We start from the raw sequence: 19,472 nt of genomic DNA on the forward strand, positions 1-19,472 counted from the left end.
TTATTTTTACGGTTATGAAAAAACAAAATCTACGCAGTATGGCGGCTCAGGCCGTTGAGCAGGTTATCGAGCAGGGCCAGTCACTAAGTAACGTCCTGCCTCCTCTGCAACAAAAAGTCTCTGATAAAGACAAAGCCCTGCTTCAGGAGCTCTGCTTTGGCGTTCTGCGCACGCTTTCTCAGCTTGAGTGGCTGATTAACAAGCTGATGTCACGCCCAATGACAGGCAAGCAGCGCACCGTACACTATTTGATTATGGTGGGTTTTTATCAGCTTCTTCATACCCGCATCCCACCTCATGCTGCGCTGGCTGAGACGGTGGAAGGCGCCGTTGCGATTAAACGCCCTCAGCTGAAAGGGCTGATCAACGGCGTACTGCGTCAGTTCCAGAGACAGCAGGAAGAGCTTCTGGCTGAATTTGCCCAAAGCGAAGCACGTTTCCTGCACCCGGACTGGCTGTTGAAGCGCCTGAAAAAAGCTTATCCACAGCAGTGGCAGGAGATTGCCGATGCCAACAATCAGCGTCCGCCAATGTGGTTACGCGTAAATCGTAATCACCACAGCCGTGACGCATGGCTGAGCTTGCTCGAACAAGCTGGAATGAGTGGATTCCCGCATGAAGCCTATCCGGATGCCGTACGCTTAGCCTCACCTGCACCGGTACATGCATTACCCGGTTTTGATGAAGGTTGGGTAACCGTACAGGATGCCTCGGCGCAGGGTTGCATGACCTGGCTTGAACCCCAAAATGGTGAGCAGATCCTCGATCTTTGCGCCGCACCTGGGGGCAAAACGACGCATATTCTGGAAGTAGCTCCGCAGGCCAGCGTGATGGCAGTGGACGTCGATGAACAGCGTCTCTCACGCGTCTACGACAACCTCAAGCGTCTCGGCATGAAGGCTCAGGTTAAGCAGGGCGATGGACGCAAACCCGCAGAATGGTGTGGTGAAACCCAGTTCGATCGCATTTTGCTGGATGCTCCCTGCTCTGCAACCGGTGTTATTCGTCGTCATCCTGACATCAAGTGGCTACGCCGCGATCGTGATATTAAGGAACTTGCCCAACTGCAATCCGACATTCTCGACGCCATTTGGCCGCATCTTAAGCCTGGTGGAACGCTGGTCTATGCAACCTGCTCCGTGCTGCTGGAAGAAAACAGCCAGCAAATCACGGCCTTCCTTAAACGTACGCCGGACGCCGCGCTGCGCGATACGGGAACGCCTGAATCCCCGGGTCTGCAGAACCTGCCGGGTGCTGAAGAGGGTGATGGCTTCTTTTACGCTAAGCTAATCAAAGAGTGATGTTGAGAACAGGTCACGAGATATGAAGATTATCATTCTGGGTGCAGGACAGGTGGGCGGAACGCTGGCGGAAAACCTGGTTGGCGAAAACAACGACATCACAATTGTTGATACCAACGGCGATCGTCTGCGTGTCTTACAGGACAAGTTTGACCTGCGCGTGGTGCAGGGTCATGGTTCGCACCCACGCGTTCTTCGTGAGGCGGGCGCCGACGATGCCGACATGCTGGTTGCGGTAACCAGTTCTGACGAAACCAATATGGTGGCCTGTCAGGTGGCCTACTCGCTTTTCAACACGCCAAACCGAATTGCGCGTATTCGCTCTCCGGACTATGTTCGCGATGCTGAAAAACTGTTTAATTCCGAAGCGGTCCCTATTGACCACCTCATCGCGCCAGAACAGCTGGTTATCGACAATATCTATCGCCTGATCGAATATCCGGGCGCCCTGCAGGTGGTGAACTTTGCCGAGGGCAAAGTGAGCCTGGCAGTGGTTAAGGCCTATTACGGCGGACCATTGATCGGCAATGCGCTTTCCACCATGCGCGAGCACATGCCGCATATCGATACGCGCGTCGCAGCCATTTTCCGTCACGACAGGCCAATTCGCCCGCAAGGCTCCACGATTGTCGAAGCCGGTGATGAGGTCTTCTTTATTGCGGCCTCACAGCATATTCGTGCGGTGATGAGTGAACTTCAGCGTCTCGAAAAACCCTATAAGCGCATTATGCTGGTCGGCGGTGGCAATATCGGTGCCGGCCTGGCACATCGGCTGGAAAAAGATTACAGCGTGAAGTTGATCGAGCGCGATCAACAGCGTGCTGCTGAACTAGCGGAAAAACTGCAAAATACGATCGTATTTTATGGTGATGCGTCGGATCAGGAGCTACTGGCTGAAGAGCATATTGATCAGGTTGATCTCTTTATTGCCGTCACCAACGACGACGAGGCGAATATAATGTCCGCCATGCTCGCGAAGCGCATGGGGGCTAAAAAAGTCATGGTGCTTATCCAGCGTAAGGCGTATGTCGATCTGGTTCAAGGCAGCGTTATTGATATTGCCATTTCCCCTCAGCAGGCGACAATTTCCGCGCTCCTGAGCCATGTTCGTAAAGCGGATATTGTCGGTGTGTCATCGCTTCGCCGTGGCGTAGCGGAAGCTATTGAAGCCGTTGCTCATGGAGATGAAACGACGTCGCGGGTCGTCGGCCGTTCGATCGACGAAATTAAACTGCCGCCAGGCACGATAATCGGCGCCGTTGTGCGCGGGAATGATGTCATGATTGCCAATGATAATTTACGAATTGAGCAAGGCGATCACGTTATTATGTTCCTTACCGATAAAAAGTTTATTACCGACGTCGAACGTTTATTCCAGCCAAGTCCATTCTTCCTTTAAAGAATTGGGTGCTCGAGTAAGAGCACCCTTACTTTATCCTTTTCATTTCTGTGCCTTTTATTTTTCATAATGTTTAATTATCCCGAATGGCAATTGGCTAATCATTTGTTAAACTTAAACTCGTCAGCTGGCACAAGGAGAGAAAAATGAGTTTTATTAAAGAATTTCGCGAATTTGCGATGCGCGGGAATGTGGTAGATTTGGCAGTGGGTGTCATTATTGGTGCGGCATTCGGCAAGATTGTTTCATCATTAGTGGCCGACATTATCATGCCACCTTTAGGGTTGTTAATCGGCGGCATTGATTTCAAACAGTTCGCTTTCACGCTGCGTGAAGCGCAGGGTGATGTTCCGGCAGTAGTGATGCACTACGGCGTATTTATTCAGAACGTATTTGATTTTGTGATTGTCGCGTTTGCCATATTTATGGCCATCAAGCTGATCAACAGGCTCAACCGTAAAAAAGAAGAGCCGGCTGCAGCACCTGCGCCAACGAAAGAAGAAGTGCTGTTGAGTGAGATCCGCGATCTGTTAAAAGAGCAAAATAACCGCGTCTAATCAACAGATAAAAGCAGGAAGGCCAGTGGTAAATAAGCGATTCGCTTGCTTGCCACTGGCCTCCCAGTTACCCCGTTTTTCATGTTTGTCTTTACGCAGATAACTTCCTTTCCCTTTTTTATTCTTCTCAACGCGCTGCCTGAATAACGGGTCGTGAAGTAACGCCTCAATGGCATTGTCCTTAATTTGTCCTTTCGTGTGCTGATAGCGGCTCATAATGTCTCCAGAGCAGGGTTTATGACGACGGGAGTCTAGACCCGGTTGAACTAAAAATCAACAGCCCTGCGTTTCTCCACTCGCTCCCTGTTCAAGGGCTTCGAGAATTGAACAGTAAATGCTGCTGTGGGCCGTACCGCAGCAGGCATCATTCAGCCTTTGCAGAGAGCGCTGCATGGTTTGCAGTTCCTGTATACGCGCTTCAACTTCATCCAGCCGGGCCTGCACGATGCTTTTAGATTCCTGGCAGGTGTGATGTTCCGGATCGATACGGATCGATAATAACTCGCGGATCGAATCCAGTGTAAAACCGAGCTGCCGCGCATAACGAATAAACCGCAGGCGCTGCAGATCGTTATCGGTATAAAGGCGAAAGCCTCCTTCAGTACGTACTTCATGATCGATCATCTGCTGCTTTTCGTAATATCGGATGGTATCCGGCGTAACGTTCGCAAGCTTCGCAAGTTCACCGATGCGGTACATAACTACTCCTCGCTTATTTTCTGCATCAATCTTTCACCGTATTCACCGTGCAGAAAATCAGTGTTCATCCCAGACTGGCGTAGCTTGAGTTCAAGCAGGGCGAGGCGGCGGCTAAGTTCAGAATGTCGTGGATCGTCATGGCGGATCCCTTTGAGAAGATCGGCCAGTTCAACAGCCTCTCTGCGCTGTTCGAGCTCCGGGGGGAGACAGCCCGCATTTTTCAGCAAACGGTATCCAGCCCGTAATTCCGGTGCGATGTGCGAGTCATCGTCAAGCGCAAGGCGTTCGCCGCTCCCGGGGAGATCGTCGAATTCACCTTTTTTTTGGGCATCGCGAATATGGCGTTCTGCCCACTGGTCGAGCAACCACATTACCAGCTCCAGGAGATGAACAGAATTGATACAGACATTGTAGAGAAGTGGGGATATCGCGGATATAAAAAAACCCGCCGGAGCGGGTTTTTTTACGTTACTGCAGATTACTCTGCAGCAGCTTCTGCTTTCTCTGAACGATCAACCAGCTCGATGTAAGCCATCGGCGCGTTGTCGCCTGCACGGAAACCACACTTCAGAATGCGAGTGTAACCACCGGCACGGCTCGCGAAACGCGGGCCCAGTTCGTTAAACAGTTTTGCCACGATCTCGTTATCACGAGTACGGGCGAATGCCAGACGACGATTAGCAACGCTGTCAGTCTTGGCAAGAGTAATCAGCGGCTCAACTACGCGACGCAGCTCTTTCGCTTTAGGCAGGGTCGTCTTGATGATCTCATGACGAACCAGTGAACCTGCCATGTTGCGGAACATAGCCTGGCGATGGCTGCTGTTGCGGTTCAGTTGACGACCACTCTTACGATGGCGCATGACCTTATCCTTCTCAGTAAAACCTTAACCTGTGATCCGGTTACTCGTCAGCAATGCTTGCTGGTGGCCAGTTTTCCAGGCGCATGCCCAGAGACAGACCACGTGAAGCCAGCACGTCTTTAATCTCGGTAAGAGATTTTTTACCCAGGTTCGGCGTTTTCAGCAACTCAACCTCGGTACGCTGTACCAGATCACCGATATAGTGGATAGCTTCTGCCTTGAGGCAGTTAGCAGAGCGGACAGTCAATTCGAGATCGTCAACAGGGCGCAGCAGGATCGGATCGAATTCTGGTTTCTCTTCTTTCACTTCCGGCTGACGTACATCACGTAAGTCAACGAAAGCTTCCAGTTGTTCTGCCAGGATGGTCGCCGCACGACGAATCGCCTCTTCAGGATCGATTGTGCCATTGGTTTCCATTTCGATGACCAGCTTGTCCAGGTCGGTACGCTGTTCTACACGCGCTGCTTCAACATTGTAGGCAATACGCTCTACAGGGCTGTAGCATGCGTCGACCAGCAGACGGCCGATTGGGCGCTCATCTTCTTCCGAATGAATTCGGGCAGAAGCCGGCACATAACCACGACCGCGCTGAACTTTGATACGCATGCTAATAGCTGCGTTCTCATCGGTCAGGTGGCAGATCACGTGCTGCGGCTTGACGATTTCAACATCACCGTCGTGGGTGATGTCGGCTGCAGTCACAGGGCCAATGCCAGATTTATTCAGAGTAAGAATAACTTCATCTTTACCCTGAACTCTCACCGCCAGCCCTTTCAGGTTGAGCAGGATTTCAAGGATATCTTCCTGAACGCCTTCTTTGGTGCTGTACTCATGAAGTACACCATCAATCTCAACCTCGGTCACCGCGCAACCCGGCATCGATGAGAGCAGAATACGGCGCAGTGCGTTACCCAGAGTATGGCCAAAGCCACGCTCTAAAGGCTCAAGGGTCACCTTGGCGTGCGTCGAACTCACTTGCTCGATATCTACCAGGCGCGGTTTTAGAAACTCTGTCACAGAACCCTGCATTGTGTCCTCTCTTTGGTACTAAGCTTTACTTGGAGTAAAGCTCGACGATCAGGTGTTCGTTAATGTCCGCAGACAGATCAGAACGTTCTGGCTGACGCTTGAACGTACCTTCCATCTTGCCAGCATCAACTTCCAGCCAGGTTGGCTTTTCACGCTGCTCAGCCAGCTCCAGAGCGGCCTTCACGCGAGATTGCTTTTTCGCTTTCTCACGAATGCTAACAACGTCATTCGCTTTAACCTGATAAGAAGCGATGTTAACAACACGACCGTTTACCATGATTGCTTTGTGGCTAACCAGCTGACGTGATTCAGCACGAGTAGCGCCGAAGCCCATACGGTATACAACGTTGTCCAGACGACCTTCCAGCAGAGCCAGCAGGTTTTCACCTGTGTTGCCTTTCAGACGTGCTGCTTCTTTATAGTAGTTACGGAACTGACGCTCCAGCACACCGTACATACGGCGAACTTTTTGCTTTTCACGCAACTGCACACCATAGTCAGACAGACGCGGTTTACGCGCACCGTGCTGGCCAGGAGCTTGTTCAATTTTACACTTGGTATCGATCGCGCGAACGCCAGACTTAAGGAATAAGTCGGTGCCCTCACGACGGCTCAGCTTGAGCTTAGGACCCAAATATCTTGCCATTTTCTATCTCCAACTAACCTAAAAAACGGAGCGTTATACGCGACGTTTTTTCGGCGGACGACAACCGTTATGAGGGATCGGAGTCACATCAGTAATATTCGTGATGCGGAAACCAGCGGCGTTCAGAGCGCGAACAGTAGATTCACGACCCGGACCCGGACCTTTAACCATAACTTCCAGATTCTTGATGCCGTATTCTTTTACGGCTTCTGCGCAACGCTCTGCTGCAACCTGAGCTGCAAACGGAGTGGATTTGCGAGAACCACGGAAACCGGAACCACCGGCTGTTGCCCAACCCAATGCGTTACCCTGACGATCAGTAATAGTAACGATGGTGTTGTTGAAAGAAGCATGGATATGAGCCACGCCGTCAGAGACTTGTTTTCTTACACGTTTACGTGCACGAACTGGTGCCTTTGCCATTATTCAATCACCCCGATTATTTCTTGATCGGTTTGCGCGGACCCTTACGGGTACGTGCGTTGGTCTTAGTACGCTGACCGCGCACTGGCAGACCACGACGATGACGCAAACCGCGATAGCAACCAAGATCCATCAGGCGCTTGATGCTCATGCTGATTTCACGGCGCAGATCACCTTCAACGACAAATTTGGCAACTTCGTCACGCAGCGTGTCGATTTGTTCTTCAGACAGCTCACTGATCTTAACATCTTCAGCGATACCCGCTGCAGCCAGAATGGCTTTAGAACGGGTCTTGCCGACGCCGTAGATCGAAGTTAATGCGATCACAGCATGTTTCTGATCAGGAATGTTAATGCCTGCTATACGGGCCACTATGCACTCCTACTATTTAATATGTACGCACCATGCTGAAAAGCCCGTTTTCAGGATACTCAAATGGAAACGTACAGACATACAAAAGATTGGCTGGCTAATCTAGCCAGCTCAACCCAACTTTGCAAGAAAAATATGCGAAATAATCAGCCTTGGCGCTGTTTATGCTTCGGCTCGGCACTGCAAATCACACGGATGACACCATCACGCTTAACGATTTTGCAGTTACGGCATAATTTCTTGACGGAAGCACGAACTTTCATTTTTACTCTCCGTAACTTCTCAGGCGACCATTTAGCGGCCGTAGCCTTTCAGGTTCGCCTTCTTCAATGCAGACTCGTACTGACTGGACATCATCAGAGTTTGCACTTGAGCCATAAAGTCCATAATCACGACAACAACGATAAGCAGTGAGGTCCCACCGAAGTAGAACGGTACTTTCATTGCATCACGCATGAACTCCGGGATCAGGCAGATAAAAGTAATATAAAGCGCACCAACCAAAGTCAGGCGAGTCATTACTTTATCGATATACTTCGCCGTTTGCTCTCCCGGACGAATTCCTGGTACAAATGCACCGGACTTCTTCAGGTTATCTGCTGTTTCACGCGGGTTGAAGACCAACGCCGTGTAGAAGAAACAGAAGAAGATGATCGCAGACGCATAGAGTAACACATAAAGTGGTTGCCCAGGCTGCAAATACAGCGAAATTGTTGTCAGCCAGTTCCAACCAGTACCGCCCCCGAACCATGACGCGATGGTCGCCGGGAACAGAATAATACTGGAAGCGAAGATAGCCGGGATAACCCCCGCCATGTTCACTTTCAGCGGTAAATGTGTGCTCTGTGCAGCATAGACACGACGACCCTGCTGACGTTTAGCGTAGTTCACCACAATGCGGCGTTGACCACGTTCAACGAAGACAACAAAGAACGTCACTGCAAATACTAATACTGCAACCAACAGCAACAGGAGGAAGTGCAGGTCGCCTTGACGCGCTTGCTCGATAGTATGGGCGATGGCTGGCGGGAGGCCCGCAACAATACCGGCGAAGATAATGATAGAGATACCGTTACCGATACCACGCTCAGTAATCTGTTCGCCGAGCCACATCAGGAACATAGTCCCTGTGACCAGACTTACAACAGCGGTGAAATAGAATGCAAAGCCCGGGTTTAACACCAGGCCCTGCATACCAGGCATATTCGGCAGACCGGTAGCAATACCGATCGACTGGAATATTGCCAGCACCAGAGTACCGTAACGGGTGTACTGACTAATCTTACGACGTCCAGACTCCCCTTCTTTCTTCAACTCTGCCAGGGCCGGATGAACGACCGTCAGCAGCTGGATAATAATAGATGCCGAAATGTACGGCATAATACCCAATGCAAAGATAGAAGCACGGCTGAGAGCACCACCAGAGAACATGTTGAACATTTCAATGATGGTGCCTCGCTGTTGCTCAAGCAGTTTGGCAAGTACAGCGGCATCGATACCAGGGATCGGAATAAAAGAGCCAATACGGAACACAATCAGCGCGCCGATAACAAACAGCAGTCTGCGTTTCAGCTCGCCAAATCCACCTTTGGCACTTTGAAAATCTAATCCCGGTTGCTTAGCCATCTGCTACTTATTCCTCAATTTTACCGCCAGCAGCTTCGATAGCAGCACGAGCACCTTTAGTAACACGCAGGCCACGAACAGTTACCGGAGTAGAAACTTCACCAGCCAGGATCACTTTCGCGAACTCGATCTGGATACCGATAATGTTTGCTGCTTTCAGCGTGTTCAGGTCTACAACGCCGCCTTCAACTTTCGCCAGGTCAGACAGACGGATTTCCGCTGTGATCGCTGCTTTGCGAGAGGTGAAGCCGAACTTCGGCAGACGACGGTACAGTGGCATCTGGCCACCCTCGAAACCGCGACGTACGCCACCGCCAGAACGAGAGTTCTGACCTTTGTGACCACGACCACCGGTTTTGCCGAGGCCAGAACCGATACCACGACCCAGGCGTTTACCCGCCTTTTTAGAGCCTTCGGCCGGAGACAGAGTATTTAAACGCATCTCTTACTCCTCAACTTTAACCATGAAGTAAACCGCGTTGACCATACCACGAACAGCGGGAGTATCCTCGCGCTCAACGGTATGACCAATACGACGCAGACCCAGGCCAAGCAGCGTTGCCTTGTGTTTCGGCAGACGACCGATTGCACTGCGGGTTTGAGTGATTTTAATAGTCTTTGCCATGGTCAATTACCCCAGAATTTCTTCAACGGATTTACCACGCTTGGCAGCGACCATTTCTGGAGAATTCATATTTTCCAGGCCATCAATAGTTGCACGAACCACGTTGATCGGGTTGGTGGAACCATATGCTTTGGCCAGAACGTTATGAACCCCAGCAACTTCCAGAACGGCGCGCATTGCACCACCGGCGATGATACCGGTACCTTCTGAAGCTGGCTGCATGAATACACGAGAACCCGTGTGAACACCTTTAACTGGGTGTTGCAGGGTACCGTTGTTCAGCGCGACGTTAATCATATTGCGACGGGCTTTTTCCATCGCTTTCTGGATCGCTGCTGGAACTTCACGCGCTTTACCGTAACCAAAACCAACGCGACCGTTACCATCGCCTACTACAGTCAGAGCTGTGAAGGAGAAAATACGACCACCTTTAACGGTTTTAGATACGCGGTTTACCGCGATCAGCTTTTCCTGCAGTTCGCCAGCCTGTTTTTCGATGTGAGCCATCTTACACCTCTACCTTAGAACTGAAGGCCAGCTTCACGGGCAGCATCTGCCAGTGCCTGGACACGACCATGATATTGGAACCCGGAACGGTCAAAGGAAACATTACTGATGCCTTTTTCCAGAGCGCGTTCAGCAACAGCTTTACCTACAGCTGCAGCGGCGTCTTTGTTACCGGTGTACTTCAATTGTTCTGAGATAGCTTTTTCTACAGTAGAAGCAGCTACCAGAACTTCAGAACCGTTCGGTGCAATTACCTGTGCGTAAATATGACGCGGGGTACGATGTACCACCAGGCGAGTTGCACCCAGCTCTTTGAGCTTGCGGCGTGCGCGGGTCGCACGACGGATACGAGCAGATTTCTTATCCATAGTGTTACCTTACTTCTTCTTAGCCTCTTTGGTACGCACGACTTCGTCGGCGTAACGAACACCCTTGCCTTTGTAAGGCTCAGGACGACGGTAGGCGCGCAGATCTGCTGCAACCTGACCGATCAGCTGTTTATCAGCGCCTTTCAGCACGATTTCAGTTTGAGTCGGACATTCTGCAGTGATACCGGCCGGCAGCGGATGCTCAACAGGGTGTGAGAAGCCCAGAGACAGGCCTACTGCATTCCCTTTGATAGCTGCACGATAACCTACACCAACCAGCTGAAGCTTTTTAGTGAAGCCTTCGGTAACACCAACAACCATTGAGTTCAGCAGGGCACGCGCGGTACCAGCCTGAGCCCATCCATCCACGAAACCATCACGTGGACCGAAGGTCAGAGCGTTATCTGCATGTTTAACTTCAACAGCTTTGTTGAGGGTACGAGTCAGCTCGCCGTTTTTACCTTTGATCGTAATAACCTGACCGTCGATTTTTACATCAACGCCGGCAGGAATAACGACCGGTGCTTTAGCAACACGAGACATTCTTTCCTCCGATTAGGCTACGTAGCAGATAATTTCGCCACCAAGACCAGCCTGGCGCGCTGCACGATCAGTCATAACACCTTTAGAGGTAGAAACAACTGCGATACCAAGACCAGCCATAACTTTTGGCAGCTCATCTTTTTTCTTATAGATGCGCAGGCCTGGGCGGCTGACACGCTGAATGCTTTCTACAACAGCTTTACCCTGGAAATACTTAAGAGTAAGTTCCAGTTCCGGCTTGGTGTCGCCTTCAACTTTAAAATCTTCGATAAAACCTTCTTCCTTCAGCACGTTGGCAATTGCCACTTTCAGCTTGGCGGAAGGCATGGTGACCGCAACTTTGTTCGCGGCCTGACCGTTACGGATACGGGTCAGCATATCCGCGATCGGATCTTGCATGCTCATCTGTCTTTACTCCCGTGATTCAATTGGTAATTACCAGCTAGCCTTTTTCAAGCCTGGCACTTCACCGCGCATGGCGGCTTCACGCAGTTTGATACGGCTCAACCCAAACTTGCCCACATAACCATGTGGACGACCTGTTTGACGACAGCGGTTACGCTGACGAGACGGGCTGGAATCACGCGGCAGAGACTGCAGCTTGAGAACCGCATTCCAACGATCTTCGTCGGAAGCGTTCACATCAGAAATGATCGCTTTCAGTTCAGCGCGTTTAGCGAAGAATTTATCAGCTAAAGCTACGCGCTTTACTTCGCGTGCTTTCATTGATTGCTTAGCCATTCAGTAACCCTACCTTACTTGCGGAACGGGAAGTCAAAGGCAGCCAGCAGAGCACGGCCTTCTTCGTCAGATTTCGCAGTAGTGGTAATGGTAATATCCAAACCACGCACGCGGTCGACTTTATCGTAGTCGATTTCTGGGAAGATGATCTGCTCACGGACACCCATGCTGTAGTTACCACGACCGTCGAAAGACTTAGCGGACAAGCCACGGAAGTCACGGATACGTGGAACAGCAATAGTGATCAGGCGCTCAAAGAACTCCCACATGCGTTCGCCACGCAGAGTTACTTTACAGCCGATCGGATAGCCCTGACGGATTTTGAAGCCTGCAACAGATTTGCGTGCTTTGGTGATCAGCGGTTTTTGACCGGAGATTGCTGTCAGGTCAGCTGCTGCGTTATCCAGCAGTTTCTTGTCAGCGATCGCTTCACCAACACCCATGTTCAGGGTGATCTTCTCGACCCGAGGGACTTGCATGACAGAATTGTAGTTAAACTCAGTCATGAGTTTGTTAACTACTTCGTCTTTGTAGTAATCATGCAGTTTCGCCATCGTACTACTCCAAATTACTTGATAGTTTCGCTGTTAGACTTGAAGAAACGGACTTTTTTGCCGTCTTCGAATCTAAAGCCTACACGGTCAGCCTTGCCGGTAGCCGCATTGAAGATTGCAACGTTAGAAACCTGAATAGCAGCTTCTTTTTCAACGATGCCACCTGGTTGGTTCAGGGCCGGAACCGGCTTCTGATGTTTCTTAACCAGGTTGATACCTTCAACGACAAGTTTGCCGGAAGACAGAACATTTTTTACTTTACCGCGTTTACCTTTATCTTTACCGGTTAACACGATAACTTCGTCATCACGACGGATTTTCGCTGCCATGATTCGCTCCTTAGAGTACTTCTGGTGCCAGAGAGATAATTTTCATGAACTTCTCAGTACGAAGTTCACGAGTTACCGGCCCAAAGATACGCGTGCCGATAGGCTGCTCGCTGTTATTGTTTAAAATAACGCATGCATTACCATCGAAGCGAATGACAGAACCGTCAGGGCGACGAACACCCTTCTTGGTGCGCACCACTACCGCCTTCAGCACATCACCTTTTTTGACCTTACCACGTGGAATTGCTTCCTTGATGGTGATCTTGATGATGTCGCCTACGCCTGCGTAGCGACGGTGCGAGCCACCCAGAACCTTGATACACATTACGCGACGTGCACCGGAGTTGTCGGCGACGTTCAGCATAGTCTGTTCTTGGATCATTTTAGTGCTCCGCTAATGTCAACTACTACCTGAGACTCTAAAATCAGAGCCGTTAAAAAGCCCCATATCGAGGGCGCGGCATTATAACACCGCTTCTGCAATATGGGTAGAAAAAATAAACGGCTCATCGCTGAGCCGTTTATTCGTATTGAGAAGGCGTACTGTATTACAGAACCGCTTTCTCTACAACGCGAACCAGCGTCCAGGACTTAGTCTTGGACAGTGGACGGCATTCACGGATTTCAACCTTGTCGCCGATACCACATTCGTTGTTCTCGTCATGTACGTGCAGTTTGGTCGTACGCTTGATGAATTTACCGTAGATCGGGTGTTTCACAATACGTTCGATAGCTACAACAATGGATTTCTCCATTTTGTCGCTAACAACACGACCTTGCAGAGTACGGATTTTATCGGTCATTACGCACCCGCCTTCTGAGTCAGTAAAGTCTTAACGCGTGCAACATTGCGACGCACTTGCTTCAGCAGGTGAGTCTGTTGCAGCTGGCCACTTGCAGCCTGCATACGCAGGTTGAACTGCTCACGCAGCAGGTTCAGCAGCTCAGCGTTCAGCTCTTCAACGCTTTTTTCACGCAGCTCTTTTGCTTTCATTACATCACCGTCTTAGTTACAAAGGTGGTTTTGATAGGCAGTTTCGCTGCTGCCAGGCCGAAGGCTTCACGGGCCAGCTCTTCCGGAACACCGTCCATTTCATAAAGGACTTTGCCCGGTTGGATCAAGGCAACCCAGTACTCCACGTTACCTTTACCTTTACCCATACGAACTTCCAGTGGCTTCTCGGTGATCGGTTTGTCCGGGAATACACGGATCCAGATCTTACCTTGACGCTTAACTGCACGGGTCATTGCACGACGTGCTGCTTCGATCTGACGTGCAGTCAGACGACCACGGCCAACAGCTTTCAGACCGAAAGTGCCGAAGCTAACATCCGTACCCTGCGCCAGACCACGGTTGCGGCCTTTGTGCACTTTACGGAATTTTGTACGCTTTGGTTGTAACATCAGCGACGCTCCTTATTTACGGCCTTTACGCTGCTGCTTTTTAGGTTGAGCAGCCGGTTTTTCCGGTTGTTCAACAGCAGCCATACCACCCAGGATCTCACCTTTGAAGATCCATACCTTAACGCCGATTACACCGTAAGTGGTGTGCGCTTCAGAGGTGTTGTAGTCGATGTCAGCACGCAGAGTGTGCAGCGGTACGCGACCTTCGCGGTACCATTCGGTACGTGCGATTTCCGCGCCGCCCAGACGGCCGCTAACTTCAACTTTGATACCTTTAGCGCCCAGACGCATTGCGTTCTGTACAGCACGCTTCATAGCACGACGGAACATAACGCGACGTTCCAGCTGTGAAGTGATGCTGTCAGCAACCAATTTAGCGTCCAGTTCAGGCTTACGAACTTCAGCGATATTGATCTGTGCAGGAACGCCAGCGATATCCGCTACGACCTTGCGCAGTTTTTCTACGTCTTCGCCTTTCTTACCGATAACGATGCCAGGACGAGCAGTGTGAATAGTCACACGGATGCTCTTCGCTGGACGCTCGATAACGATACGAGATACAGACGCTTTAGCCAGTTCCTTAGTCAGGTACTGACGTACTTTAAAATCGCTGTCCAGGTTGTCAGCGAATTCTTTGGTGTTCGCAAACCAGGTAGAGTTCCATGGTTTTACAATACCCAGGCGAATACCATTAGGATGTACTTTCTGACCCATTGCTAGTCTCCAGAGTCTCAGCGATCGGACACAACCACAGTAATGTGGCTGGTGCGCTTCAGGATGCGATCTGCACGACCTTTCGCACGCGGCATAATGCGCTTCATGCTTGGGCCTTCATCTACGAAAATTTTCGCGACTTTCAGATCGTCGATGTCAGCGCCATCGTTGTGTTCAGCGTTAGCAATGGCAGATTCCAGTACTTTCTTGACCAATACCGCAGCTTTCTTGTTGGTATAGGTCAGGATGTCCAGGGCCTGCGACACTTTCTTACCGCGAATCAGGTCAGCAACAAGGCGAACCTTCTGAGCAGAAGAACGAGCATGGCGATGTTGAGCTAAAGTTTCCATCTCTTCCTCCTACCTTATTTCTTCTTCGCTTTTTTATCAGCAGCGTGGCCGCGATAAGTACGAGTCGGTGCGAATTCACCCAGTTTGTGACCAACCATTTCGTCGGTAACAAAGACTGGAACGTGCTGACGACCATTATGGACAGCGATGGTCAAACCGATCATGTTAGGAAAGATCGTTGAACGACGGGACCAAGTGCGCAGGGGCTTCTTGTCTCCGCTTTCCACCGCTTTCTCTACCTTCTTCAGCAAGTGCAGGTCAATAAAAGGACCTTTCTTGAGAGAACGTGGCATGGCTTATCCTCTAAAATTATTTGCTACGGCGACGTACGATAAATTTATCAGTACGCTTGTTGCTGCGGGTCTTCTTACCTTTGGTCTGAACGCCCCACGGAGTTACCGGGTGCTTACCAAAGTTACGACCTTCACCACCACCATGTGGGTGGTCGACTGGGTTCATCGCAGTACCGCGAACGGTAGGACGAACACCACGCCAGCGTGCAGCACCTGCTTTACCCAGAACGCGCAGCATATGCTCAGCATTGCCAACTTCGCCCAGAGTAGCGCGGCAGTCTGCTTCGACTTTACGCATTTCACCAGAACGCAGACGCAGGGTGACATACGCACCATCACGAGCAACGATCTGAACGTAAGTACCAGCGGAACGTGCCAGCTGACCGCCTTTACCTGGTTTCATTTCTACGTTATGAACGGTAGAACCAACCGGGATATTGCGCATCGGCAGGGTGTTGCCTGCTTTGATTGCAGCATCAACGCCAGACTGAATCTGGTCGCCAGCTTTCAGGCCTTTAGGGGCCAGGATGTAACGGCGTTCGCCGTCTTTGTACAGAACCAGCGCGATATTCGCGGAACGGTTCGGATCGTACTCAAGACGTTCAACAACTGCTGGGATACCGTCTTTGTTGCGTTTGAAGTCAACAATACGATAAGCCTGCTTGTGGCCACCACCGATGTGACGAGTGGTGATACGGCCATTGTTGTTACGACCACCGGATTTGCTGTTTTTTTCCAGCAACGGAGCAAAAGGTTTGCCCTTGTGCAGCTCAGGGTTAACCACTTTAACTACGTGGCGACGACCCGGAGATGTCGGTTTACATTTAACAACTGCCATTGTATTACTCCTCCGACTTACTCAGCGCCGCCAACGAAGTCCAGATTCTGGCCTTCTTTCAGGGTGACGTAAGCTTTTTTCCAGTCGCTACGACGACCGATACGCTGTCCGTGACGTTTAACTTTCCCTTTAACTACCAGGGTGTTAACGACTTCGACTTCGACTTCAAACAGTTTCTGCACAGCAGCTTTGATCTCTGCTTTGGTCGCGTCTTTAGCAACTTTGAGAACGATGGTGTTTGTTTTTTCCATCGCAGTAGACGCTTTTTCAGAAACGTGCGGTGCGCGAAGCACCTTCAGCAGACGTTCTTCACGAATCATGCCAGCATCTCCTCAACTTGCTTAACAGCATCAGCAGTCATTACGACTTTGTCGAAGGCGATCAGGCTAACCGGGTCGATACCAGTCGCATCGCGTACGTCAACCTTGTGCAGGTTACGTGCGGCCAGGAACAGGTTCTCGTCCAGCTCACCGGTGATGATCAGCACATCTTCCAGAGCCATGTCTTTCAGTTTCTGTGCCAGCAGCTTAGTTTTAGGCGCTTCAACAGAGAACTTCTCGACAACGATCAGACGATCCTGACGTACCAGTTCGGACAGGATGCTTTTCAGCGCGCCGCGGTACATCTTTTTGTTAACTTTTTGACTGTGGTCCTGTGGACGCGCAGCGAAGGTCACGCCACCTGAACGCCAGATCGGGCTCTTGATAGAACCTGAACGCGCACGGCCGGTACCTTTCTGGCGCCATGGCTTTTTGCCAGAACCAGTTACTTCAGCACGAGTCTTCTGAGCACGAGTACCCTGACGAGCACCAGCTGCATAAGCAACAACAACCTGGTGAACCAGCGCTTCGTTGAAATCACGACCGAAGGTAGTTTCGGAAACAGTCAGCGCGCTCTGCGCGTCTTTCAATACTAATTCCATTGCTATCCCCTTACGCCTTCACAGCTGGTTTAACGATCAGGTCGCTACCGGTTGCACCCGGAACTGCACCTTTAACCAGCAGCAGGTTGCGCTCAGCGTCAACACGTACTACGTCCAGGCTCTGAACGGTCACACGTTCGTTACCCAGCTGACCTGCCATTTTCTTGCCTTTGAACACTTTGCCCGGAGTCTGGTTCTGACCGATAGAACCCGGAACGCGGTGAGACAAGGAGTTACCGTGGGTAGCGTCCTGGGTACGGAAGTTCCAGCGCTTAACGGTACCAGCAAAACCTTTACCTTTAGAGGTACCGGTTACGTCAACTTTTTTAACGTCAGCAAACAGCTCAACGCTAATGTCCTGACCTACGGTGAACTCTTCGCCTTCAGCAAGACGGAATTCCCACAGACCACGGCCAGCTTCTACGCCAGCTTTAGCGAAGTGACCCGCTTCTGGTTTGGTTACACGGTTAGCTTTTTTAGCACCAGTGGTCACCTGAACAGCGCGGTAGCCATCGTTAGCCAGATCTTTAACCTGGGTAACGCGGTTTGCTTCAACTTCGATTACGGTTACTGGGATTGAAACGCCATCTTCAGTGAAGATGCGGGTCATGCCCACTTTTTTACCGACTAAACCAATCATTGTATCAACCTCTCAATCGCTCGATGACCTGATTAACCCAGGCTGATCTGCACGTCTACACCGGCAGCCAGATCCAGACGCATCAGAGCATCAACGGTTTTCTCAGTTGGCTCAACGATGTCAACCAGACGCTTGTGAGTGCGGATTTCGTACTGATCACGCGCGTCTTTGTTGACGTGCGGAGAGATCAGAACGGTGAAGCGCTCTTTGCGGGTCGGCAGCGGGATCGGACCACGGACTTGCGCACCAGTGCGCTTAGCAGTCTCGACGATTTCCGCGGTTGATTGATCGATCAGACGATGATCAAACGCTTTAAGGCGGATACGGATTCTTTGGTTCTGCATGAGACCAGAGCTCCAATTATTTTATAAACGAAAATGATTACTCCTCAAACCCATTACGATTGATGGGAGAGTGTAACCGTTCTTACGTAGCTCCCCAATTGGGAGCATTGTTGAGTAACAAAATGAGCTACTCTGGTTCTGATTGAACCCGCCGTCAATTACGACAAGCCCGCGCATTATACGTAAATCTGGACAAGACGCAAGTGCCGTTTAGAAATTAAGCGCCAGAGGCGCAGTATGCGTAAGGGCGCGCAACTTTTTACGCAATGTATCCCTTCTCAAGGCTTTGTCTCGAGCCCCTACGCAAGTGTCGTTTTTATAGATTGCCGCCCAGGCCGATTATAGCGAGGATGCGCTCAAACCCCTTTGAGGCCTTTTCCATGTTAACCACCCTCCCCTTTTTGCTGGTCTATTTTTCGCTGACTGCCTTTCTCGTCCGTGCAGATATTCGCTACGGACTGCTTCCGGATAAGTTTCTCTGCCCGCTGCTCTGGGCGGGCCTGCTCTTTCAGCTCTGCGTCCAACCTGATTTTCTGCCAAGTGCAGTGGTGGGAGCGATGGCTGGATATGTCGGCTTTGCCGTTATTTACTGGGGATATCGGTTTATCTGCCGGCGTGAAGGGATGGGATACGGCGATGTAAAATACCTGGCGGCGCTTGGTGCGTGGCATGGCTGGTGCATGCTGCCTACGCTGGCGTTACTCGCTGCGCTTATGGCGCTACTTAGCATTCTTGTGTTTTCGTTACTCACCGGCGATAAGGGAGCATTAAAAAACCCACTGCCTTTTGGGCCATTTCTGGCAGCAGCGGGTTTATGCGTAGGCTGGAAGACGGTGGTTACTCTTCCACTTTAATCTGCGACTGAAGGTAGTTCTGCAGACCGATTTTAGCAATCAGATCCAGCTCCGTTTCCAGCCAGTCAATATGGCCTTCTTCATCGGCCAGGATCTGGATCATCATATCGCGACTGACGTAGTCATGTACGCTGTCAGCATAGGCAATGGCTTCACGGAGATCTTTGGCACCTTCAAGTTCCAGCCTGAGGTCGGAACGCAGCATCTCTTCGACATCTTCTCCGATGCCCAGCTTTCCGAGGTCCTGCAGGTTTGGAATGCCTTCAAGGAATAAAATACGCTCGATATATTTATCGGCGTGCTTCATTTCATCGATCGATTCATGGTACTCAACGTCGTTCAGACGCTTAAGCCCCCAGTTTTTGAACATTCTCGCGTGAAGAAAGTACTGGTTAATTGCGACAAGCTCATTTCCCAATAATTTATTGAGATAACTTATGATTTTAACATCACCTTTCATTATATAGTCCCTCCGCTTCCACTCATTGAAGCGTAGATCGGGCTACAGGGATGTCAAAAAAAAGATGGGC

36 protein-coding genes are annotated in these 19,472 nt (G+C 50.7%); 4 read left to right on the forward strand and 32 right to left on the reverse strand.

Features of this window, described 5'->3' with window-relative positions; all coding sequences use genetic code 11:
• Positions 1-14 precede the first annotated feature (14 nt).
• The 3 genes from rsmB (at position 15) to mscL (ending at position 3,257) form a co-directional block, all read left to right on the forward strand.
• Positions 15-1,301: a 16S rRNA (cytosine(967)-C(5))-methyltransferase RsmB gene (gene rsmB / locus LBF07_RS09410; RefSeq protein WP_094935731.1), complete on the forward strand. Its 1,287-nt coding sequence runs from the start codon at positions 15-17 to the stop codon at positions 1,299-1,301.
• Positions 1,302-1,323: 22 nt separating this feature from the next.
• Positions 1,324-2,700 (forward strand): Trk system potassium transporter TrkA, encoded by a 1,377-nt coding sequence (trkA, locus tag LBF07_RS09415; protein ID WP_008503482.1) that lies wholly within the window; start codon positions 1,324-1,326, stop codon positions 2,698-2,700.
• 146 nt (positions 2,701-2,846) lie between these two features.
• On the forward strand, positions 2,847-3,257 hold the full coding sequence (mscL, locus tag LBF07_RS09420) for a large-conductance mechanosensitive channel protein MscL (protein ID WP_023309449.1): 411 nt from the start codon (positions 2,847-2,849) through the stop codon (positions 3,255-3,257).
• Here the strand turns inward: mscL and LBF07_RS09425 are convergent, their stop codons facing one another.
• From LBF07_RS09425 to rpsJ, 31 genes are all read right to left on the reverse strand, one after another.
• Positions 3,258-3,473, reverse strand: coding sequence for an alternative ribosome-rescue factor A (locus LBF07_RS09425; protein ID WP_023333665.1), 216 nt, complete (start codon positions 3,471-3,473; stop codon positions 3,258-3,260).
• A gap of 57 nt (positions 3,474-3,530) precedes the next feature.
• The gene (zntR, locus tag LBF07_RS09430) at positions 3,531-3,956 is read right to left on the reverse strand and encodes a Zn(2+)-responsive transcriptional regulator (RefSeq protein ID WP_029740638.1); all 426 of its coding nucleotides are present in this window, start codon (positions 3,954-3,956) and stop codon (positions 3,531-3,533) included.
• Between the two features lie 2 nt (positions 3,957-3,958).
• Complete coding sequence (locus tag LBF07_RS09435; protein ID WP_112778407.1) at positions 3,959-4,327, reverse strand: DUF1992 domain-containing protein; 369 nt, start codon at positions 4,325-4,327, stop codon at positions 3,959-3,961.
• 107 nt (positions 4,328-4,434) lie between these two features.
• Positions 4,435-4,818 (reverse strand): 50S ribosomal protein L17, encoded by a 384-nt coding sequence (gene rplQ / locus LBF07_RS09440; protein ID WP_001216368.1) that lies wholly within the window; start codon positions 4,816-4,818, stop codon positions 4,435-4,437.
• A 40-nt stretch (positions 4,819-4,858) separates the two neighbouring features.
• Positions 4,859-5,848 carry a DNA-directed RNA polymerase subunit alpha gene (gene rpoA, locus LBF07_RS09445; RefSeq protein WP_002919219.1) on the reverse strand — a complete coding sequence of 330 codons (990 nt, stop codon included), beginning with the start codon at positions 5,846-5,848 and terminating at the stop codon, positions 4,859-4,861.
• 25 nt (positions 5,849-5,873) lie between these two features.
• Complete coding sequence (gene rpsD / locus LBF07_RS09450) at positions 5,874-6,494, reverse strand: 30S ribosomal protein S4 (protein ID WP_004868345.1); 621 nt, start codon at positions 6,492-6,494, stop codon at positions 5,874-5,876.
• Positions 6,495-6,527: 33 nt separating this feature from the next.
• Positions 6,528-6,917, reverse strand: a complete 390-nt coding sequence (gene rpsK / locus LBF07_RS09455) for a 30S ribosomal protein S11 (RefSeq protein WP_003863312.1) — start codon at positions 6,915-6,917, stop codon at positions 6,528-6,530.
• 16 nt (positions 6,918-6,933) lie between these two features.
• Positions 6,934-7,290, reverse strand: a complete 357-nt coding sequence (gene rpsM, locus LBF07_RS09460; RefSeq protein ID WP_003863308.1) for a 30S ribosomal protein S13 — start codon at positions 7,288-7,290, stop codon at positions 6,934-6,936.
• 146 nt (positions 7,291-7,436) lie between these two features.
• On the reverse strand, positions 7,437-7,553 hold the full coding sequence (gene rpmJ, locus LBF07_RS09465) for a 50S ribosomal protein L36 (RefSeq protein WP_000868187.1): 117 nt from the start codon (positions 7,551-7,553) through the stop codon (positions 7,437-7,439).
• A 31-nt stretch (positions 7,554-7,584) separates the two neighbouring features.
• Positions 7,585-8,916, reverse strand: coding sequence for a preprotein translocase subunit SecY (gene secY / locus LBF07_RS09470; RefSeq protein WP_003863305.1), 1,332 nt, complete (start codon positions 8,914-8,916; stop codon positions 7,585-7,587).
• Positions 8,917-8,923: 7 nt separating this feature from the next.
• Positions 8,924-9,358: a 50S ribosomal protein L15 gene (gene rplO / locus LBF07_RS09475; RefSeq protein ID WP_003863304.1), complete on the reverse strand. Its 435-nt coding sequence runs from the start codon at positions 9,356-9,358 to the stop codon at positions 8,924-8,926.
• Positions 9,359-9,361: 3 nt separating this feature from the next.
• Entirely contained in the window at positions 9,362-9,541 is a 180-nt protein-coding gene (gene rpmD, locus LBF07_RS09480; RefSeq protein WP_003863301.1) for a 50S ribosomal protein L30, read from the reverse strand.
• Positions 9,542-9,547: 6 nt separating this feature from the next.
• On the reverse strand, positions 9,548-10,048 hold the full coding sequence (gene rpsE / locus LBF07_RS09485; RefSeq protein WP_003863299.1) for a 30S ribosomal protein S5: 501 nt from the start codon (positions 10,046-10,048) through the stop codon (positions 9,548-9,550).
• Between the two features lie 14 nt (positions 10,049-10,062).
• Positions 10,063-10,416: a 50S ribosomal protein L18 gene (gene rplR, locus LBF07_RS09490; protein WP_003863297.1), complete on the reverse strand. Its 354-nt coding sequence runs from the start codon at positions 10,414-10,416 to the stop codon at positions 10,063-10,065.
• Between the two features lie 9 nt (positions 10,417-10,425).
• Complete coding sequence (gene rplF / locus LBF07_RS09495) at positions 10,426-10,959, reverse strand: 50S ribosomal protein L6 (RefSeq protein WP_003863296.1); 534 nt, start codon at positions 10,957-10,959, stop codon at positions 10,426-10,428.
• 12 nt (positions 10,960-10,971) lie between these two features.
• On the reverse strand, positions 10,972-11,364 hold the full coding sequence (gene rpsH / locus LBF07_RS09500; RefSeq protein WP_006178918.1) for a 30S ribosomal protein S8: 393 nt from the start codon (positions 11,362-11,364) through the stop codon (positions 10,972-10,974).
• A gap of 30 nt (positions 11,365-11,394) precedes the next feature.
• Positions 11,395-11,700 carry a 30S ribosomal protein S14 gene (gene rpsN, locus LBF07_RS09505; RefSeq protein ID WP_003863291.1) on the reverse strand — a complete coding sequence of 102 codons (306 nt, stop codon included), beginning with the start codon at positions 11,698-11,700 and terminating at the stop codon, positions 11,395-11,397.
• Positions 11,701-11,714: 14 nt separating this feature from the next.
• The gene (gene rplE / locus LBF07_RS09510; protein WP_001096206.1) at positions 11,715-12,254 is read right to left on the reverse strand and encodes a 50S ribosomal protein L5; all 540 of its coding nucleotides are present in this window, start codon (positions 12,252-12,254) and stop codon (positions 11,715-11,717) included.
• Positions 12,255-12,268: 14 nt separating this feature from the next.
• Complete coding sequence (gene rplX / locus LBF07_RS09515; RefSeq protein WP_003863287.1) at positions 12,269-12,583, reverse strand: 50S ribosomal protein L24; 315 nt, start codon at positions 12,581-12,583, stop codon at positions 12,269-12,271.
• Between the two features lie 10 nt (positions 12,584-12,593).
• The gene (gene rplN / locus LBF07_RS09520; protein ID WP_002919748.1) at positions 12,594-12,965 is read right to left on the reverse strand and encodes a 50S ribosomal protein L14; all 372 of its coding nucleotides are present in this window, start codon (positions 12,963-12,965) and stop codon (positions 12,594-12,596) included.
• Between the two features lie 166 nt (positions 12,966-13,131).
• Positions 13,132-13,386, reverse strand: coding sequence for a 30S ribosomal protein S17 (rpsQ, locus tag LBF07_RS09525; protein WP_008503489.1), 255 nt, complete (start codon positions 13,384-13,386; stop codon positions 13,132-13,134).
• Positions 13,386-13,577, reverse strand: coding sequence for a 50S ribosomal protein L29 (gene rpmC, locus LBF07_RS09530; RefSeq protein WP_003863282.1), 192 nt, complete (start codon positions 13,575-13,577; stop codon positions 13,386-13,388). The genes rpsQ and rpmC overlap by 1 nt, the downstream gene beginning before the upstream one ends.
• Positions 13,577-13,987, reverse strand: a complete 411-nt coding sequence (gene rplP, locus LBF07_RS09535) for a 50S ribosomal protein L16 (protein WP_002919759.1) — start codon at positions 13,985-13,987, stop codon at positions 13,577-13,579. The genes rpmC and rplP overlap by 1 nt, the downstream gene beginning before the upstream one ends.
• Positions 13,988-13,999: 12 nt before the next feature.
• The gene (gene rpsC, locus LBF07_RS09540; protein WP_000529945.1) at positions 14,000-14,701 is read right to left on the reverse strand and encodes a 30S ribosomal protein S3; all 702 of its coding nucleotides are present in this window, start codon (positions 14,699-14,701) and stop codon (positions 14,000-14,002) included.
• A 17-nt stretch (positions 14,702-14,718) separates the two neighbouring features.
• A complete protein-coding gene (rplV, locus tag LBF07_RS09545) occupies positions 14,719-15,051 on the reverse strand; it encodes a 50S ribosomal protein L22 (RefSeq protein ID WP_002919773.1) in 333 nt (110 codons plus the stop codon).
• 14 nt (positions 15,052-15,065) lie between these two features.
• Positions 15,066-15,344, reverse strand: coding sequence for a 30S ribosomal protein S19 (gene rpsS, locus LBF07_RS09550; RefSeq protein ID WP_001138117.1), 279 nt, complete (start codon positions 15,342-15,344; stop codon positions 15,066-15,068).
• 16 nt (positions 15,345-15,360) lie between these two features.
• On the reverse strand, positions 15,361-16,182 hold the full coding sequence (rplB, locus tag LBF07_RS09555; protein WP_000301859.1) for a 50S ribosomal protein L2: 822 nt from the start codon (positions 16,180-16,182) through the stop codon (positions 15,361-15,363).
• 17 nt (positions 16,183-16,199) lie between these two features.
• Complete coding sequence (gene rplW / locus LBF07_RS09560; protein ID WP_000617546.1) at positions 16,200-16,502, reverse strand: 50S ribosomal protein L23; 303 nt, start codon at positions 16,500-16,502, stop codon at positions 16,200-16,202.
• On the reverse strand, positions 16,499-17,104 hold the full coding sequence (gene rplD / locus LBF07_RS09565) for a 50S ribosomal protein L4 (protein ID WP_000424395.1): 606 nt from the start codon (positions 17,102-17,104) through the stop codon (positions 16,499-16,501). The genes rplW and rplD overlap by 4 nt, the downstream gene beginning before the upstream one ends.
• A gap of 10 nt (positions 17,105-17,114) precedes the next feature.
• Entirely contained in the window at positions 17,115-17,744 is a 630-nt protein-coding gene (rplC, locus tag LBF07_RS09570; RefSeq protein ID WP_006178923.1) for a 50S ribosomal protein L3, read from the reverse strand.
• A 32-nt stretch (positions 17,745-17,776) separates the two neighbouring features.
• The gene (rpsJ, locus tag LBF07_RS09575; protein ID WP_001181005.1) at positions 17,777-18,088 is read right to left on the reverse strand and encodes a 30S ribosomal protein S10; all 312 of its coding nucleotides are present in this window, start codon (positions 18,086-18,088) and stop codon (positions 17,777-17,779) included.
• Between the two features lie 380 nt (positions 18,089-18,468).
• Between rpsJ and LBF07_RS09580 the strand changes: the two genes are divergently transcribed.
• A complete protein-coding gene (locus LBF07_RS09580) occupies positions 18,469-18,942 on the forward strand; it encodes an A24 family peptidase (RefSeq protein ID WP_064673113.1) in 474 nt (157 codons plus the stop codon).
• On the opposite strand, the gene bfr is transcribed toward LBF07_RS09580, so the two are convergent.
• Positions 18,926-19,402 carry a bacterioferritin gene (gene bfr, locus LBF07_RS09585; RefSeq protein ID WP_008503492.1) on the reverse strand — a complete coding sequence of 159 codons (477 nt, stop codon included), beginning with the start codon at positions 19,400-19,402 and terminating at the stop codon, positions 18,926-18,928. The two genes, LBF07_RS09580 and bfr, sit on opposite strands and share 17 nt — an antisense overlap.
• Positions 19,403-19,472: the final 70 nt, after the last annotated feature.

It is taken from the genome of Enterobacter cloacae complex sp. ECL352 (genome assembly GCF_020149545.1).
In the GTDB taxonomy this organism is placed as follows: Bacteria; Pseudomonadota; Gammaproteobacteria; order Enterobacterales; family Enterobacteriaceae; genus Enterobacter; species Enterobacter asburiae_B.